The organism is Streptomyces tremellae (assembly GCF_039540215.1).
GTDB classification, from domain to species: Bacteria; Actinomycetota; Actinomycetes; order Streptomycetales; family Streptomycetaceae; genus Streptomyces; species Streptomyces tremellae.
Genome location: NZ_BAABEP010000020.1, coordinates 36,601 through 54,387 on the forward strand (window position 1 = coordinate 36,601; position 17,787 = coordinate 54,387).

A 17,787-nucleotide genomic window follows, 5' to 3' on the forward strand; every position below is an offset into this window, starting at 1 on the left:
CATCCGGATCAGCGGGGAGCGGGGAGGGCGGTGGGGCGTTCGCGGGCGGGGGGCTCGGGGGTGGCGGGGGGCGTGGGAGCGGGGACCGTGATGGCGGCGGGTGTGGCGGGGCTCACGGGAGTGTCGGGTGCCGGTGGGACGGGCTGCTCCCGGGCCGTGGCGAGGCCGAGTCTGAGGTGGACGATGCGGGCGAACTCGGCGATCGTGCCGTTGCTGCGCAGGAGTTCCATGGGCGGGATGTCGAGTTCGTAGCGCTGGTTGAGGGAGACCAGGACCTGCGCCGCCATCAGGGAGTCCATGCCGTACGAGTCGAGCCTGCGGTGCGGGTCGAGGGCGTCGTGCTCCATGTGGAGGGTGTCGGCGAGCAGCCGGGTCAGCTGGTCGACGAGGTACGCGAGCGCGGACTCCTCGTCCATGCGGGCCAGCATGCGCAGGAGTTCCTCGCGGCTCGCCTCGCCGTCCCCGGCCTGGGGCGGGACCAGGTCGCGCAGGCGCGGCGCGCGCAGCAGCGGGAGCAGGGTGGCGGCGCGGGACCAGTCGGTGCGCGCGACGCCGACCACGCCGGTGGTGTCGGGCCGGTCGGCGCCGAGCAGCAGGGCGCCGTGGCGCAGGGCCGTCTCCGGCGGCAGGGACTCGATACCGAGGCCGCCGAGCCCTTCGAGCAGGCCGTTGCGCGCGGCGTAGCCGACCTGGTCGATGGCGCCCCAGGCGAGGGTGAGCGCGGGTTCGCCGCACTGTCTGCGCTGCCTCGCAAGGCCCTCCAGGTAGAGGTTACCCGCGGTGTAGGCGGCCTGGGTGAGGTTGCCGACCATGGCGGTCGTGGACGAGTAGCAGACGAAGAAGTCGAGCGCGCGGCCCCGGGTGAGCGCGTCGAGGACGTGGGCCCCGGCGATCTTGGGCCGCAGGACCGCCGCGAACCGCTCAGCGGTGAGGTCGGCGAGCGGCGCGTCGTCGAGGACCATCGCCGCGTGCACCACGCCCCGCAGCGGGTGCCCGCTCGCGTCGATGTCCGCGAGCACCTCGCGCATCCGGTCCGCGTCGGCGGCGTCGGCCGCGTACACCGCGGCCCGTGCGCCGGCGGCGGTGAGCGCGTCCCGTACGACGGCCGCTTCGGGGCCCCGGTCGCCGCCGCGGGCGACCAGCGCGAGGTGGCGGGCGCCGCGGGCGGCGAGGGCGCGCGCGGTGGCCGCGCCGAAGCCGCTGGTGCCGCCCGTGACCAGGTAGGTCGCCGCCGGGTCGAGGCGCGGCGCGCGCGGCAGCGGCTCGTACGTGCCGGGCTCGTCCAGCGGGTCGAAGGCGATGACGACCTTGCCGAGGTGGCGGGAGTGCCGCATCAGCAGGAACGCGTCGGCGACCCGCGCCGCGGGGAAGACGGTGTGCGGCAGCGGGTGGTACGCGCCGCCCTCGCCGAGGGTGGCGCCGACGTCGGTGAGGAGTTCCCCGAGCAGTCCGGGGTCGCGCAGCACGGTCGTCAGGTCGACGCCGTGGAAGGAGAGGTGCGACCCGAAGGGGCGCAGCGGCAGCGTCCTGTCCTCGTAGAAGTCCCGCTTGCCGAGCTCGATGAACCGGCCGCCGGGCCGCAGGACTTCGAGGCCGCGGGCGAGTGCCTGGCCGGACAGCGAGTTGAGGACGATGTCGACGCCCCGGCCGCCGGTGAGCTCCATGACCCGCACGGTGAAGTCGAGGGAGCGCGAGTCGAGCACGTGCTCCACGCCGAGCGCGCGCAGCAGGTCGCGCTTGGGCTCACTGCCCGCCGTGGCGATGACGGTGGCGCCGTGGGCCCGCGCGTACTGGAGGGCGGCGAGCCCGACCCCGCCGGCCGCGCCGTGGACGAGGAGGGTCTCGCCCGCCCGCATCCGCCCGGTGTGGAGCAGGCTGTGGTGGACGGTGCAGAAGGCCACGGGCACGCTGGCCGCCTCGGCGAAGGTGACGCCGTCGGGGATGGGCCACACGGTGTCAGCGGGGGTGACGACGCGGGAGGCGAGGGCGCCGGTGAGCAGCCCGACGACCCGGTCGCCCAGCGCGTAGCCCGCCACGCCGGGGCCGCAGGCGGTGACGACGCCCGCGCATTCGAGCCCGAGGTTCTCCTCGCGCGGGCTGCCGGCCAGCGCCTCGGTGGGCAGCAGGCCCACGGTCTGCATGATGTCGCGGTAGTTGAGCGCGGCGGCCCGCACGTCGACCGCGATCTGCCCCGGCCCGGGCTTGAGTTCGGGGATCTCACGCCAGGCGAGGGTGTACGAGAGCCCTGGGTTGTGCACGCGCAGCGCCCGCGGCGGCACGGCGCCCCGCACCGGCTCGGCGGCAGACGGGGTGCCCTGCCCTGGCGGCACGGGCCGCCGCCCCGCCGGCACGGCCGCCGGCAGGGCGCGCTCCCTGGGGACGAAGCGGTCGTGCGCGGTGAGCACGATCTCGTCCTCGCCGCCCGGGTCGCGTACGCCCTCGCGGTCGAGGAGTTCGCGTACGAGGCGCTCGGCGTCGGCCGCCGGGTCGGCGCCCCGGTGCAGGCTGACGCGGCGGCAGCGCAGGTCGGGCTGCTCGTTGGCGAGGCAGCGCGCCACGCCCCACGCGGCGGCGTCTGCGGGGTGGGTGACCGGGCCCGGGGTGGCCTCGGCGCCGTGCGGCCCGGTGACGAGCCAGAGCGTGACGTCCTTCGGTGAGCCGAGGTCCCGGTGGGCCGCGGCGACGGCCCGCAGCGCCTGGGCGGCGCGGGTGGCGTGGGCGACGGCCTCGGCGCCGTCAGCGGGCCGGGCGGGTTGCGGCCCGCCGAGCACGAGGACGACGTCCCGCTCCCCCGGGCCCGCGGCGTCCAGCGCGCGCCGCCACGCGGCGGGGTCGTCCCCGGCGTCCGTGCGCCGGGCGAGTGCGGCGCCGTGCCCGGCGAGCGCGTCGGCGAGCGCCGCGCGCAGCGCGTCGTCGGCCGCGGCGCTGTGTACGACGAACGCGGCGGCGGGCGCGGACGCCGGCGGCGGGTCGTCCGCCGTGTCCCCGTGGACCACGGACGCGGGCGGCGGGGACGCGGGCGCCGGGCCGATCGCGGTGGCGGCGAGGAAGACGGAGGCCTGCTCGCGGGCGGGGCTCGCGGTGTCGCCCGTCTGCGCGCAGGAGACGAAGCCGCACCGCTCAAGCAGCGCGGGCCACTGCGCGCGCGGCAGCAGCGGCGAGTCGGGGCGCAGCGCGGTGTCGGTCCTGCGGTGGAAGCTGGCGAGGGCGCCGAAGACGGGCAGCAGCACCTCCGCGTCGTGGCATTCGAAACCGAGGAGGTGGCCGCCGGGCGCGAGCAGCGACGCGACGCGGCGCAGGGCCGCTTCCAGGTCGCGCGCGGCGTGCAGCGCGTTGGCCGCGACGACGAGGTCGTACCCCTGGGCGGTCAGGCCCTGTTCGCCGGGGTCGCGGTCCAGGTCGAAGGTGCCGTACTCGACGAAGTCGTACGCGCCGAACCTGCCGCGCGCCCGGGTCAGGAACGCCGGGGAGACGTCCGTGTAGTGGTAGCGGGTGCGGTCGGCGGGCAGCAGCGGCAGCAGGGCGGCGGCGGTGCCGCCGGTGCCCGCGCCGACCTCCAGGACGCGCAGCGCCCGGTCGGCGGGCCAGTGCGCGAGGAGTTCGCGCAGCAGGGCCTGGGCGAGGCGGTTGTGGAAGCGGGAGAGCGGCGCGGTGTCGTAGTACTGCTCAAGGAGGTGGGCGGCGGGCTCGGCGGTGAGCAGGTCGAGCGCCTCCTCGCGGCCCGTCAGCACGGCCTCCAGGTGGCGGGTGAGGTGGACCGTCAGCGCGATCCTGCCGATGTCGCCCGGGACCTGGGCGAGCGCGTCGCGCACCGTGGCGCCGTCGTCGGGCCCCTGTTCTGTCAGGCGCAGCCGCCCGCCCGGCACCTCCTCGGCCGCCCCGGTGCGCAGCAGCAGCGGTACGAGGAGGGCGAGGAGTGCCCTGTGCCGCTCGCGCACGCCGCGGGCGAGCAGGTCGTCGGCGGTGAAGGCGGCGGCGGGGTCGGGCAGCAGCCGCGCGAGCGCGGCGGCGGTGGCGCGGGCCGTGAGCCGGGCGTAGGCGGGGGCGGCGTCCGGGTAGCGGGCGTGGCGCCAGTCGGCGCGTACGGCGTCGAGCCGGGGCGCGGCGGCGAGGACCGCGGCGGCCGGGTCGGGCAGCGGGGAGGGCGCGCAGGGCAGGGCCGCGCGGGGCGCGGCGCGCACCACGGTGTGGTGGCGGGTGACGGGCGTGGCGCGGGCCATGGGGAACAGCCGCAGCCTGCACTCGGTGAGGCGCGCGGTGACGGTGCCTTCGGGGTCGGCGAGGGTGACGTCCCAGCAGACCTCGCTCTCCGTCGAGTCGCGTTCCTCCACCCACACGATGCCGGTGGGCGAGGGGGTGGACCACACCCGTACGGAGCCGATCGACGCGGGCAGGTACGCGCCGCGCTCCCGCAGCCGGTCGTACAGGAGGGCGACGCCCGCCTGGAGCGCGCCGTCGAGCAGCGCGGGATGGACGGTGTACGGGGCGCCGGGGGCGCCGTGGCGGTACGCGGCGACGGCGGTGCCCTCGCCGAGGCGGATCTCGTCGAGGAGGCGGAAGGCGGGGCCGTAGACGAGGCCGACGCCCGCGCAGGTGGCGTAGTGCTCGTCGCCGCCGACCCGGGTGGCGCAGCGGGCGCGCAGCGCGCCGGGGTCGAGCGGGGCGGGCCGGGGGTGCAGCAGCGGGCGGACCCGTGCCCTGGCGTGGGCGCGGGGCTCGGGGCCGTGTTCGTCGGTGCTCGCGAGGGTGGCGAGGGTCGTGTCGGGGTCGAGGCTGGTGCGCAGCCGCACGGCGGTGGCGTCGGCCCAGGGCACGACGAGGCTGGCGCTGACGTCGAGGTGCGCCAGCTCGACGGGGCCGCCGTGGACGGCGCGGCCCGCGGCGAGCAGCGCCTCCGCGTAGCCCGTCGCGGGCATCACGACGGAGCCGCCGAGCCGGTGGTCGGCGAGCCACGGTACGAGGACGGGCTCGACTGCGCCCTCCCAGCTCGGCACGGTGGTGGGCATCCGCTCGCCGAGCAGCGGGTGCGCGGGGACGCCGTCGCCGCTGGAGTTGGCCCACGAGGCGGGGGTGCCGCACCAGTGGCGCTCGCGCTGCCACGGGTAGGCGGGCAGGTCGGCTACGCGGCCGGGGACGGGGAAGAGGGCGGCGGGTTCCGCGGCGGCCCCGGCGGCGAGGGCTCCGGCCGCGGCGGCCGCGAGTACGCCGGAGTCGTCGGCGCCGCGCCTGAGGGTGGACAGGACGGCGGTGCGGGCGGCGCGGCCCGCCGTGGCGCGCCTGAGGTAGCCGCGCAGCACCGGGTGCGGGCCGATTTCGAGCAGCACGCCCGCGCCGTCGTGCAGGGCGCGCCGCACCGCGTCGGCGAAGCGCACGGGGCGGCGGACGTTGTGCCACCAGTACGCGGCGTCCAGGTCGGTGCCGCGGGCCCGCGCGCCGGTGACGGTGGAGTAGAACGGCACCTGGACGGGGCCGGGCGCGAGCCCCTTGAGCGCGGCGCGCAGCGGTTCCTCGACGGGGTCCATGCGGCTGCTGTGGAAGGCGTGGTCGAGGCCCAGGTCGCGGAAGAACACGCCGCGCGCGGCGAGCCGTTCGCCGAGTTCCGCGAGGGCGTCCGCGTCACCCGCGAGCGTGACGTCCTGCGCGCTGTTGACGCCCGCGACCTCCACCAGGCCGCCGTACGGCGCCAGTTCGTCGGCGGCCTGCTCGGCGCTCAGGCCCGCCGCGGCCATCGCGCCGGTGCCGGCTGTGGCCGCCTGGGCGAGGCTGCGCGCGGCGACGACGCGGGCGGCGTCCGCCAGGGTGAGCGCGCCGCACGCGTACGCGGCGGCCGCCTCGCCGACGCTGTGTCCGAGGACCATGGCGGGGGCGACGCCCCGGGCGCGCAGCGACGCGGCGATGCCCGTCTGCACGGCGAACAGCAGCGGCTGGGCGACCTCGGTCGCGCCGAGCCCCCAGTCGCCGGGCGGCGAGGCGAGCACCTCGGCGACCGACCAGCCGAGCGCGGGCGCGAGCGCGGCGTCCGCCTCCTCGACGGCGCGGCCGAACTCCCGGTCGGTGGCGAGGAGTCCGGCGCCCATGCCGGCCCACTGCGAGCCGTTGCCCGCGAAGACGAAGGCGGTCCTGCCACTGTGCGCGGCGGGGGCGATGGCGCCGGGGGCCGGGGCCGCACGGCCGGCCGCACCGCCGGGGCCGGTCGCGTCAGGGGCGCCGGGTTCCCCCGCGAGTTCCCGCAGCCCGCGTGCCGTCGCGGCGGGCGTCGTGGCCCAGACGACGGCGCGGTGCTCATGGCGGCCGCGGCGCAGGAAGGAGGTGTGCGCGAGGTCGTAGAGCTCGCCGGGTTCCGCGCGTTCGAGCCGGGCCGCGGTGGCGCGTACCGCGGCGGACAGCGCCGTCGCGGTACGCGCCGACACGAGCAGCGGCACCGGGCCGCGCGGCGGCGCGGGCCTGGCGGGCGCGGGCGGTGCCTCGGCGACGACGGCGTGGGCGTTGGCGCCGCCGAACCCGAAGGAGTTGACGCCGACGACGGCGCGCGCGCCCGGCTCCGCGGGCTCCACGGGCGCGGCGCGCCCGACCAGCCGCAGCCCGAGCCCCTCGAAGTCGATGTCGGGGTGCGGCGGGTCGTCGTGCGGGGCGGGCGGCACCATCCGGTGTCTGAGCACCAGCAGCGCCTTGAAGAGTCCCGCCATGCCGGAAGCGGGCTCCAGATGGCCCAGGTTGGTCTTCACCGAGCCCATGGGCAGGGCGTCGCCGATGCGGCGCACGCCGAGGGCGCGGCCGATGGCGAGCGCCTCGACCGGGTCGCCCACCGGAGTGCCGGTGCCGTGCGCCTCGAAGTAGACCAGTTCGTCGGGGCCGATCCCGGCACGGTGGTAGACCTCGCGCAGCAGCCGCTCCTGCGCCTCGGGGTTCGGCAGGGCGAGGCCCATGGTCCTGCCGTCGCTGTTGGAGCCGGTCGCGGCGATCAGGCCGTGCACCCGATCGCCGTCGGCGAGGGCGTCGCGCAGCCGCTTCAGCAGCACCACGCCACCGCCCTCGGCCCGTACGAAGCCGTCGGCGTGCGCGGAGAACGACGCGCACCTGCCGCGCCGCGAGAGCATCGACGCCTGCGAGAAGCCCACGTAGTGGAAGGGGCTCAGCAGCACGTTGACGCCGCCGCACACGGCCGTGCGGGCGGTGCCGTCCGCGAGGGTGCGGCAGGCCCGGTCGAGGGCGACGAGCGACGAGGAGCAGGCCGTGTCGATGGCCATGCTGGGGCCGCGCAGGTCGAAGGCGTGGGAGAGCCGGTTCGCGGCGATCGAGGAGGCGGCGCCCGACATCGTGTACGGGCCGACGGTGCGCAGCGAGGACATCTGGAGGGCGCCGTAGGAGGCGTCGGAGATCCCGACGAAGACCGCGGTGTCGGACCCTGCGAGGTCCGCCGGGTCGACGGCCGCGTCGTCCAGCGCCTCCGCGGTCATCTCCAGCAGCAGCCGGTGCTGCGGGTCCATGTGGGCGGCTTCCTTCGGGGAGATGCCGAAGTAGGCCGCGTCGAAGCCCGCCACGTCGTCGAGGAACCCGCCGGCCGCGGTGTACGACTTGCCGCGGCGCGGCATGGCCGGGTCGGTGAACAGCCGTGCGTCGTAGCGGTCTTCGGGCACCTCGCCGACCAGGTCGGCGCCGCGCAGCAGGGCGTCCCAGAGCCCGTCGAGGGTCCGGATGCCGCCGGGGAGCCGGCAGGCGGCCCCCACCACCGCGACCGGCTCGGCCTCGTCCTGACGCATACCGGGACCCCTCTCGTGTCGCCCGCCGGGGCAGGCCCTGCCCGCCCCACGCCTCGGCAGCGACGCACACTGCCACGCGGCGGTCCGCCGGCCCTGGTCGCCGTACACCCGGTTGGCGGTACGCCGGCGAAGTGCACCCTTCGCGGTGACCGGGCGCCCGGCGTCCGCCTTCACCCGTACGGGTCGATCCGGCGGGCCCGGTCCGTGCGGCGGCCAGCGGCCGGGGCTCGGACGGGCGGCGCGGGGGCTCGGCGCGGGGCCGGGGTGTGGTGTCCTCGGCTCGCGCCCCGGCACGCGGCCCCCCTGCCGGGGCGCTCCCCCGCCCCGCGATCCCAGGAGTCCGCCATGGCCGTACTGTTCACCGGCGCGACCGGCTTCCTCGGCAGCCGCGTCCTGCGCGAGTTGCTCACCGGGCCTGAACTCGCCGGGTCAGGACCGGAGGACGACAGCCCCCTGACCGTGCTGGGCCGGGGCGCGGAGCCCGCGCTGCGGGCCCGTGTGGAGGCGCTGCTCGACGGACTCGACGAGGAGGCGGGGACGGCCACGCCGCGGGAGCGACTGCGGTACGTGCCGGCCGACCTGACCGCCCCGGGCCTGGGTCTCGACGGCGCGCGGCGCGCCGCGCTCGCCGAGGGGTGCACCGCCGTGTGGCACTGCGCGGCGCACCTCGCGCTGCACGACGACCCGGTGCCGCTGTTCCGGGCGAACGTCCTCGGCACGCGGCGCGTCCTCGACCTGGCGGCGCTGGCGCCGGGCGCCCGGTTCGTGCACCTGAGCACGGCCTATGTCGCGGGCGGCCGCGCCGAGGGCCATGTGCGCGAGAACGACCTCACCGACCGGCACGGGTTCCTGACGCCGTACGAGGAGAGCAAGTACACGGCGGAGCGCGCGGTGCACGCCTGGAGCGCGCGCACCGGCGGGCGGGCCGTGGTTCTGCGGCCCTCGCTGCTGGTGTCCGACCGGCAGGTGCGCGGCGCGGGGCGCCGGCGCCAGCCCCTGGCCGTGCTGGCGCTGCTGATCCACGAGGCGCTGCGGCGCAGGGCCGCCGAGGACCCGGCGCTCGCGGCGCTGCTCGACGGCGGCAGCGCCCACGGCAGCGGGCTGCGGGTGCGGGTGCGTGCGACGGGCGGGGGCGCGCTCAACCTCGTGCCCGTGGACTACGCGGCGCGGGCCGCGGTCCTCGCGGCCGCGGCCGGTCCTGGCCGGGGCCCCGGGGTGCGCACGGTGCATCTGACGCATCCGCGGAACACGCCGCTCGCGGTGGCGGCCGAGGTGCTGGGGCTGCTGTATCCGGGGCTCACCGTCGAGCTGGTGGACGAGGTGCGCGACCCGGACCCGTACGAGGCGCTGTTCGCCCACCACCTGGCGTCGCTGCTGGTGTTCACCGCGCAGCGCAGGACGTACGACAGGACGCACCTGCTGCACGACGCGCCCGGCCTGCCTGAGCCCGTGCCCGTCGACGCGGCCTATCTGGCGGGGGCCATGGGCGGGGCGCTTGAGCCGCCCGTCGTGGCCTGATCGGCCGCGGCGGCGAGCAGCCGCGCCTCGGCCGTCCAGGCGGCGGCGAGCGCCTCGGCCTCGGCGCGCGGCCCTGCGACGGTGAAGCCGACGCCCGCCGTGCCCTGCGCGGTGGCGAGCACGGCGGAGAACCGGTGGGCAGCGGGCAGGAAGTTGAGCGGCAGCACCCGCAGGACGCGGCGGCCCGCGACGCGCAGCGGGTCGGCGGGACCGCGCACGTTGCTCGCGAGCAGGTCGGCGCGGCCCTCGCCGAAGTACCGCTCGACGAGGAGGCCGCCGACCGCGGCGGGCAGCGCGCGGTAGACGGCGCCCACGAGGGGGTGGCCGAGCGCGCGGACGCCGCCGCGGGTCCGCGCGGCGACCAGGGCGAGGCGGCGGGCCGGGTCGGGCTCGGTGACGGGCAGGTCGAGCCTGAGCGGGATGTGCCGGTTGTGCAGTACGGCGGCGTCGGTGGCGCCCCGCACGTTCACCGGGACGAGGGCGCGTACCGCGCGGCCCGTCGCGCCGGGCAGGGGGCGGGCGCGCAGCGCCCCGGCGAGCGCGGCGAGGTACACGTCGTTGACGCTCGCGCCGTGCGCGCGGCCCGCGTCCCGCAGCGTGTCGAGCGGCACGGCGGCGCAGGCGTACGACAGGGCGGTGGCGGCGGGCAGCGCCCCCGGCAGGCGGCGCCCGAGCAGCGGCCTGGCACACAGCCAGGCGGCCCGCAGCGGATCGGCGGGCAGCACGCGCCAGCCGGTGCGCGCCCCTGCGCGGGGCGCGGCGGCGGTGGCCCGCGCGGGGACGCCCGCCCAGGCGGCGAGCGCGCCCGCGACGCCCGCACCGTCGAGCAGCCGGTGGTCGGCGCGCCACACCAGCGCGAAGGTGCCGCCCGGCAGCCCCGTGACCTGGGCGCAGGACCAGCGGCGTGGCCCGAGCGCCCGGCCCACCAGGTCGCCCGCGACGTCCAGCAGCCCGCGCCCCGCCGCCTCGGCGGGCTCCTCGACGCACCCCAGGGGGTCGCCGGTGCCGAGCAGCGCGGCCACGGGCCGGAGCGAGGCGGCCACCTCGGCGCGGGACGGCGGGGGCCCGGTGAGTTCGAGCACCGCGCCGATGCCCAGGCCTGTGCCCGGGTGCGCGGCCCCGTAGGCGTCGAGCGCGGCGTCGGGAAACCGCTGCGTGCCTGCCATGTCGTCTCTTCCCGTCTCCCCGTCCCGCATCCGCCGGCAAGGCCCCCGCGCCGGCCGCCGGGTCAACGCGCGCCGCGGGGGCGGGGTTACGGGAACGGCGGCGCCGGGTCGCGGGAGCGACGGGCGGCACGCAGCCGGGTCGCGGGAGCGACGGGGGCGCGCAGCCGGGGCCGGGCGGGTCCGGCGGGTCCGGGGACGGGCCCCCGGGAGGCGGGACGGGGCCGTACGAGCGCGGGGTGTCCGGCGGGGGCCGGGGCGCGCGGCCCGGGTGCCGGTCAGCGGTTCTGACGGGTCTTCACGACAACGGGTGCACCTGCGTGACCGAGCGGGTGAACCTGCCGTTCCGGCGGCCCGCCGGGGCGCAGCGGCCCCCCATCATCTGAGGGCATCGTCGGACCCGGCCCGCGCGCCGCGCGGCCTGAACTGGGAGAAGAACGTGATGCCAGCGAACGGGCGCACCCGCGCCCTCGTCCACACCACGGCCCTGGGGCTGCTCGCGGCCTCGGCCGCGGCGGTGGCCCTGCTCGGCCAGCAGCCGCCCGCGCGGGCCGCGGCGGAGGCGCCCGTGGTGCCGGTGCCGCTCACCTGCAAGGGCAAGGCCACCGTGGAGCCCGCCGACCCCGCGCGGGTCCTCCAGCGCGACCAGAGCGGCACGGCGGACTACCGGGCCACCGTCACCGGCGACTGCACGGGCTCCGCCGTGGTCTCCCGCGTCGACGTCACCCTGGAGGGGACCGCGGACGGCACCTGCGCCAGCGCCCTCGGCACGGGCACGGGCACCGCGCAGTGGATCGGCCCCACCGGCGAGCAGGTCGGCACGAGCACCGCGACGGGCAGGCTCCGCTTCACCGACGACGCCGACGGCAACGTGGCGTTCGCGGCGGAGGACGTGCAGATCACCAAGGGCCTGTTCGCGGGCTCCGTGGGCGTGCAGATCACCGTGGACGACCCGGGCATCGGCAAGGACTGCTGGACCGCCGGCCGGCTGGCGGGCGGCACGGGCAACGGCTCAGCGCGGCTGACGTTCGGCTGACGTCCCGTCGGCGGGTGCCGGGAGCCGCACCGCGGGCGCGGCTCCCGGCTCCCCCTTCGGGCGCCGGCCGCGCCAGGACCCCGGCCACCACCAGTTGGCCGCGCCGAGCAGCCGCATCACGGCGGGCACGAGCACGGCCCGTACGAGGACCGCGTCGATCAGTACCGCGAGGAAGACCCCGACGCAGATCTCCTTCACCATCACGACGCCGCTGGTGGCGAAGCAGGCGGTGACGAGCAGCACGGCGGCCGCCGCGGCGGTGACGACCCGGCCCGAGCGCTCAAGCCCCACGGCCACCGACTCCCGGTCGTCCCCGAGCAGCCGGTACTGCTCGCGGATGCGCAGCAGCAGGAACAGCTCGTAGTCCATGGACACCGCGATGAGCAGGAACAGCATCACGACGGGCGCGAGCGCGTCCACGTAGCCGGTGGGCTCGGCGCCCAGCAGGCGGCTCGCATGGCCGTCCTGGAAGATCCAGGTCAGGGCGCCGAAGGAGGCGCAGACGGACAGCGCGTTCATGGCGAGGGCCTTCAGCGGGAGCACCAGCGAGCGCAGCGCCACCGTCAGCAGCAGCAGGGTGGTGGCGACCATGAACGCGAGCACCCCGGGCAGCAGCCGGAAGAAGGTGTCCATGGTGTCCACGGCGAGGGCGGACGCGCCGCCGACGAGGACGCCCCGCCCGCCGGGTACGGGCAGCGCGCGCACCGACCGTACGAGCCGCTTGGCCGAGTCGCTCTCCACGCCCTCGCTCTGCCCGACGTAGACGACGGCCCTCGTGCCCTCGGTGCCGGCGACCATGACGCCGCGGGCGCCGGGCAGTTCGGACAGCTCGCGGGTCCACGCCAGCAGGTCGGCGCGGCCGGTTCCCGCGTCGACGGGGCGGTCGAAGGTGGCGATGGCCTGGAGGGTGCCGAGCCCGGAGACGGCGAAGTCGCGCCGCATGTCGTCGGCCGCGACCCGCGCGGGCGCGCCCGGGGGCAGCATCCGCTGGTCGGGGAAGCCGATGACGGTGTGCAGGAACGGCACGGCGAGCGCGAGCAGCAGCGCGGAGACCGCGAGGACGTAGGCGACGGGCCGCTCCATGACGGTGCGCGCCACCCGCCCCCAGAGGACCCCGTCGCGGCCGGTGTTCCTGCGCCGCAGCCACGCCGGGGAGAGCGCGTCGACCCGGGTGCCGAGCAGCGAGAGCAGGGCGGGCAGCACGGTCACCGTGACCAGGGCGCCCACCAGCAGCCCGACCGCGGCGCCGATGCCGAGGGCGCGCACGAAGCCCAGCGGGAAGAAGGCGAGGCCCACGGCGATGAAGGTCATGACGACGCCGGAGAGCGCGACCGTGCGCCCGGCCGTGTCGACGGTGACGGCGACCGCCTCCGCGGGGGCGCGCCCGGCGCGCAGCTCCTCGCGGAACCTGCTGACGATGAGCAGCCCCGCGTCGACGCCCGCGGCGAGCCCGATGGCGACGACCAGGTTCACCGTCACATGGGGCACTTCGACGAAGCCGGCGACCGCGCGCAGTGCCGCGAGGGCCGCGCCGGTCGCCAGGACGCCGGCCACCACGGGCAGCAGCGCGGCGACGACCCCGCGGAAGACGAAGACCATCAGCAGGATCATCAGCGGCAGGGCGAGCACCTCGGTGCGCACCAGGTCACGCTGGGAGCGCTGGACGATCTCCGAGATGACGGCGCTCGGCCCGGTCCAGGAGACCGTCAGGCCGCGCGGGTGCAACGCGTCGCGCAGGGCGAGGTAGTTGCGGGTGCGGCCGGTCTCGCCGTCGCCGCGCAGCAGGACCGGCACGACGGTGGCGTGCTGGTCGAGGGAGACGAGCAGCGGGTCCGAGGTGGCCCAGGCGGTGGTGGCCCGCTGGACGGTGCCGGCCGGCGCGTGGCGCAGGGCGCCCTCGACCGCGGCGCGGAAGCGCGGGTCGGCGGCGGTCAGCCGGGGGCTGCGGAAGGTGGCGAGCACATCGGCGCCGCCCTCCCCCACCTCGGTCCTGATCGCGTCGGCCGCGTGGCTCGCCTCGGCCGCCGGCGCCATGAAGCCGCCGTAGCTGAGCCGCGCGGGCAGGCCCGCGCAGGCCCAGCAGGAGACGAGGAGTACGGCGAGCGCGCCCGCGAGCACCCAGCCCCTGCGCGCCGCGTCGAAACGTCCAAGCCGGTGGAACACGCCGCTCTCCTCCGCTCCGTGCGCCCGGCCCCGTGGCGGGGCGGACCGCGGAACGCCCAACGAAGGCCGGGCCGCTACGTCACCGGTGCGTCAGCACGGCGTACGGGCAGGGCCGGGCGCCACGGCGGCGTGTTGACGCGGCGCGGCACCCGGCGCGGGCCGGGAAGGGAAGGGAGGGCGGTGTGCCTGCCGGGTTACGGCTGGAGGTGCTGCTTGAGGGTGGCGAGGACGTCGCGGGCCGCCGTCGGGCCCGTGTTGAGGTAGAAGACGTCGTCGTCGACGGGGACGGCGCGCTTGGCGGCCACCGCGGAGAGCGTGGGCCACAGCGGCGCCTTGGTGAGGGCGGACGCCTTGGCGGTGCCGCCCTGGACCCCGTAGAAGATCCAGTCGGCGTCCGCGCGGCTGAGCTGTTCCTCACTGATGTCCTGGGAGGTCTTCGCGAACTGCTGGGTCTTCGGCCTGCCGAGCCCCGCGTCCTCGGCGACGCTGCCGGTGAAGGACGGCACGCCGAAGACGCGCAGCCGGTCGCCGTTCTGCCGCAGGAAGGAGACGGTGACCGGCTTGTTCAGGGACGTGCCGAGCTTGGCGGCGTCGGCGTGGTAGGTGTCGAGGAACTTCTGGGCCTGCCCGGTCTTGCCGAGGGCGGCGGCGACCAGCAGGAAGTCCTGCTTCCAGTACAGGCCCGTGCCCTCGGTGGCGACGGTGGGCGCGATGGCGCTGAGGGAGGTGTAGAGCGCCTTGGCGTTCTTGCCCGCGGTGTTCATCAGGATCAGGTCGGGCTTGGCGTTGGCGACCGCCTCGATGCTGGGCGCGAGCCGCGAGCCGAGGTCGGCCGTCTTCGCCACCCGTGCGGCGTCCTGCGGGAAGTCGTCCTTGAGGTACTGCGGTACGAGGTCCGCCCCGTCGCCACGGGTCGAGCCCACGGGGACGACGCCGAGCGTCAGCAGGGCGTCGGCCTGTCCCGTGGAGATGGCCACCACCCGCTTCGGCGCCTCGGGCACGGTGGTCGAGCCCTCGAAGTGGCGGACCGTGCGCGGGAATGCCCCGTCCGGGGTGTCGCTGCCCATCCCGGCGGGCACCGTGCGGGGCGCCGTGTGGACGGTCGTGGCCGGCGGGCTCGCGGGGCCGCCGGTGCCGGAAACGGCCGCGGGGGACGCGGCGTCCGTGCTCGCCGAGCAGCCGCCGACGAGGACAAGACCGGCCACGGCGGTGGTGCTGAGGAGGCGGGTGAGCAGGTTGTTACGGTAGCGCTTCACAGCGGGTTAGCTTAGGCTTCGCTAAGTTCCGATGCGTAGATATGACAGACATGCGATGAATCACACTCCAGGGCCGGCCGTCGCGACACTGCCGGCCGCCACGGCGGAGCGCCGCCCGGCGGGCCGGCCCTCACCGGCCCGCCGCCTCACCGCCGTCGCGGTGTGCTGCGCCCTCGTGGCGGTGCTGGTCCTGACGAGCCTCGCGGTCGGCGCGCAGACCGTCCCCCTCGCCCGGGTGTGGCAGGTGGTGTGGCACGACGACGGCAGCCCCGACGCGATCATCGTCTGGCAACTGCGGGTGCCCAGGACCGCGTTGGCGGTCGTGGTGGGCGCCGCGCTGGCACTCGCCGGGGTGGTGATGCAGGCGATCACCCGCAACCCGCTGGCCGAGCCAGGGGTGGTGGGCGTCAACTCCGGTGCGTCGTTCGCCGTGGTGGTGGCGATCGCCGCGTTCCATGTCACCGACGTGTCCGGCTACATCTGGTTCGCCTTCGCGGGCGCCGTGCTCGCGGCGCTCGCCGTCTACTCCCTGACCGCGCGGGCGAGCGCGCGCGGTCAGCACACCCGGCTTGTGCTCGCGGGCACCGCGCTCTCCGCGAGCCTGGGGGCCTGCACCGGCATCCTCACCATGTTCGACACGGACACCTTCGACTCGTACCGCTTCTGGGTGGTGGGGGCGCTCCAGGACCGGGGCACCCAGGTGCTCACGGCGGTGGTGCCGTTCGCCGCCGCCGGCGCGCTGATCGCCCTGGCGCTCGGGCCCTCGCTCAACGCGCTCGCGCTCGGCGAGGAGACCGGCGCCGCGCTCGGCCTCAGGGTGCCATGGGTGCGGGCCGCGGGGTTCGCGTCGATCATGCTGCTGTGCGGGGCGTCGACCGCCGCCGCGGGCCCCATCGCCTTCGTGGGCCTCGTCGTGCCGCATGTGCTGCGGCTGCTCCTCGGCCCCGACCTGCGCCGCCTGCTCGCGTACTCCGTGCCGGGCGGCGCGGCGCTGCTGCTGGTGAGCGATGTCGTGGGCCGGGTGGTGGCCCGTCCCGGCGAACTGGAAGTCGGCATCGTCACCGCGTTCGCCGGGGCGCCCGCGCTGCTGTGGCTCGTCGTACGGCACGCGGGGGTGCGCGGATGAGCGGCGGCGCACGGGTCGCGGACGCGGCGCGCCCCGCGGCCGGCATGCCCGGCCGGGTCCTGCGGCTGCCCGCGGGGCGCGCCCTGCGGTACTCGGGCCGCGCGGTGGCCGTCGGCGCGGTGCTGCTCGCCTGCTGCCTCGCCCTCGGCGCCGCCTCCGTCCTCACCGGTACGTACGCGATCAGCGCGTCCCGGGCCCTCGGCGTGCTCGCGGGCGGCGGTTCGGGCACCGACCACTTCATCGTCGTCGACCAGCGGCTGCCGCGCGTCTGCGCGGCGTTGCTCGTCGGCGCGGCGCTCGGCCTCTCCGGGTCGCTGTTCCAGAGCCTGTCGCGCAACCCGCTCGGCAGCCCGGACGTCATCGGCTTCACCACGGGATCGACCAGCGGCGCCCTGGTCGTGCTGCTCGCGGGCGGCGGCGGCACGGGCGTCGGTGTCGGCACGGGCTCCGTGCTCGGCGGCTTCGCCACGGCCGCCGCGGTGTACGGGATCACCGCGTCCCGGGGCGTCTTCGGCAACCGGCTGGTCCTCGCGGGGATCGCGGTCGGCGCGATGCTGTCGTCCGTCAACGACTTACTGATCACCCGGGCCGACCTGGAGTCGGCCGAGGCGGCGAAGGCGTGGACGTTCGGCAGCCTCAACGCCGTGTCCTGGCCGCAGGTGCTGCCGCTCACCGTCTGCCTGCCGCCGCTGGCCGCGCTGACGCTGGGCGTGGGCCGCCCGCTGCGACTGCTGGAGATGGGCGAGGACACGGCGAGCGCCCTCGGGGTGCCGGTGGGACGGGTGCGCGCACTCGCCCTGCTGCTCGGCGTGGCGCTCGCGGGCACGGCCGTCGCGGTGGCGGGCCCGATCGGGTTCCTCGCGCTGGCCGCGCCCCAGCTCGCCCGCCGCCTCACCCGCTCCCCCGGCGCGCCGATCGGCACGGCCATGCTGACCGGCGCCGTACTGCTGGTCGCGGCCGACTTCCTGGCGCAGCGCGTGCTCGCGCCGTTCCAGATCCCGGTGGGCCTGGTCACCGGCGCGCTCGGCGGCCTGTACCTGCTCTGGCTGCTCTCCCGCGAACGCTAGGCGGTCCCTTTCGGCGCGTCGCGCGGACCGGACGAAGGCGGCGGCGAGGTGGCGGGGGCGGTCTGGTCGCAGCGGGTGAGCGGGCGCGGCACTGCTTGGTCTTCTCGATGCAGCGCTCCACGGTGTCGCGCTGCCGGCACGCCTCGCGGTCGGGGGCGAACGGCCGCCCGCCGTGGCGGTTACGGCCCTTGCGGTGGCCGGCGTGGGCGGGTGCGTCACCGGTGGCCCGGGCTCCGTGTCGCCCGTCGCGGCCGGAGGCCAGGCCGGCGGGCGTGGTTCCGAGCCCGGGACGTCCGGCGCGGTTCCGCGGCTGACGGCCGCCGCCGAACCGGTCCTCCACCAGCGAAAGGGCGCCGCTCGGGCACAGGCTCACCGCCTCCCGGGCCCCCTGCCGCGCGCCGCAGGCGGGTGGGGCCGGAGGCGCGCGCCCCCGCGCCCGGCCGCTCCGGGAAGGGCCCGATCGGCGCGCAGCCGGCCAGCCGTACACGCCCGGCCGCTCCCGGCGAGCCCCCGGCCAGCCGTACATGCCCGGCCGCTCCCGGCGCGCTGAGCCGGTCGCGGTGCCACTCCGACCTCGGGGAACGCGTCCCCACCGCACCCTTGCGAGCGGCCCAATGGTATGACTATTGTCCGCGAGGCGGTCGCTCTTGCGGAGGAGTCGCAAGAGGGGTCCCGAAGGCACCGGCGCCGGGGAGGGG

Annotated in this window: 8 protein-coding genes; 4 read left to right on the forward strand and 4 right to left on the reverse strand. The window is 77.2% G+C overall.

From position 1 onward, the window contains the following. Positions 1-8 precede the first annotated feature (8 nt). Positions 9-7,760, reverse strand: coding sequence for an SDR family NAD(P)-dependent oxidoreductase (locus ABEA77_RS16210; RefSeq protein WP_345647334.1), 7,752 nt, complete (start codon positions 7,758-7,760; stop codon positions 9-11). 345 nt (positions 7,761-8,105) lie between these two features. On the opposite strand from ABEA77_RS16210, the gene ABEA77_RS16215 reads away from it, so the two are divergent. Next, positions 8,106-9,278, forward strand: a complete 1,173-nt coding sequence (locus ABEA77_RS16215) for an SDR family oxidoreductase (protein ID WP_345647337.1) — start codon at positions 8,106-8,108, stop codon at positions 9,276-9,278. On the opposite strand, the gene ABEA77_RS16220 is transcribed toward ABEA77_RS16215, so the two are convergent. After that, positions 9,227-10,444, reverse strand: a complete 1,218-nt coding sequence (locus tag ABEA77_RS16220; RefSeq protein WP_345647340.1) for a WS/DGAT domain-containing protein — start codon at positions 10,442-10,444, stop codon at positions 9,227-9,229. The genes ABEA77_RS16215 and ABEA77_RS16220 overlap by 52 nt on opposite strands. Positions 10,445-10,883: 439 nt before the next feature. On the opposite strand from ABEA77_RS16220, the gene ABEA77_RS16225 reads away from it, so the two are divergent. After that, complete coding sequence (locus ABEA77_RS16225; protein WP_345647343.1) at positions 10,884-11,477, forward strand: hypothetical protein; 594 nt, start codon at positions 10,884-10,886, stop codon at positions 11,475-11,477. Here ABEA77_RS16225 and ABEA77_RS16230 read toward each other — a convergent pair. Together ABEA77_RS16230 and ABEA77_RS16235 are read right to left on the reverse strand one after the other, a co-directional pair. After that, the gene (locus tag ABEA77_RS16230) at positions 11,454-13,640 is read right to left on the reverse strand and encodes an MMPL family transporter (protein WP_345647346.1); all 2,187 of its coding nucleotides are present in this window, start codon (positions 13,638-13,640) and stop codon (positions 11,454-11,456) included. The two genes, ABEA77_RS16225 and ABEA77_RS16230, sit on opposite strands and share 24 nt — an antisense overlap. Before the next feature lie 194 nt (positions 13,641-13,834). Then, positions 13,835-14,896, reverse strand: a complete 1,062-nt coding sequence (locus ABEA77_RS16235; protein ID WP_345647348.1) for an ABC transporter substrate-binding protein — start codon at positions 14,894-14,896, stop codon at positions 13,835-13,837. 55 nt (positions 14,897-14,951) lie between these two features. Here ABEA77_RS16235 and ABEA77_RS16240 point away from each other — a divergent pair, with 55 nt between their 5' ends. Both ABEA77_RS16240 and ABEA77_RS16245 read left to right on the forward strand, forming a co-directional pair. Continuing rightward, positions 14,952-16,022 (forward strand): FecCD family ABC transporter permease, encoded by a 1,071-nt coding sequence (locus tag ABEA77_RS16240; RefSeq protein ID WP_345647351.1) that lies wholly within the window; start codon positions 14,952-14,954, stop codon positions 16,020-16,022. Then, positions 16,019-17,089 (forward strand): FecCD family ABC transporter permease, encoded by a 1,071-nt coding sequence (locus ABEA77_RS16245; protein WP_345647354.1) that lies wholly within the window; start codon positions 16,019-16,021, stop codon positions 17,087-17,089. The genes ABEA77_RS16240 and ABEA77_RS16245 overlap by 4 nt, the downstream gene beginning before the upstream one ends. Positions 17,090-17,787: the final 698 nt, after the last annotated feature.